The sequence below is a fragment of the Rubrivirga sp. SAORIC476 genome, assembly GCF_002283555.1.
Classification (GTDB): Bacteria; Bacteroidota; Rhodothermia; order Rhodothermales; family Rubricoccaceae; genus Rubrivirga.
On record NZ_MVOI01000019.1, the window covers coordinates 1 to 333 of the forward strand.

General features: G+C 67.9%; 1 protein-coding gene. It reads right to left on the bottom strand.

The window, feature by feature from the left end:
* Window positions 1-333, bottom strand: a 333-nt coding sequence (locus tag B1759_RS19895; protein ID WP_158225359.1) for a hypothetical protein, incomplete at both ends; no start/stop codon positions are given.

Sequence of the window (333 nt, forward strand, 5' to 3'; positions counted from 1 at the left end):
ACGCGTCAGGTACCAGTCCTCCAGGCTGTCTGGCTTCGCCTCGAAGGCGCGCGTGAACGCCTCGAACTGCTTCTGCTCGGCGTCCTCGTAGAGGGCGCTGTTCTGGAAGTAGAAGAAGCCCTCCCGCAGGTCGCGCAGGTAGCTGTCGTAGGCGATCCCCTCGCGCTCGAGCGCGGCCACGCCGGCCTGCCGCGTCGTCAGCGCCGAGTCGAGGTAGGCGACCCGCTCGGCCTGGTTGGTCGAGTCGACGTTGGCGGCGAAGTCCTCGTAGATCGACGCCATCCGGAGGTAGTTGCGGTCGTCGGGGTCCTCGCCGGTGAACAGCGGCTCGGT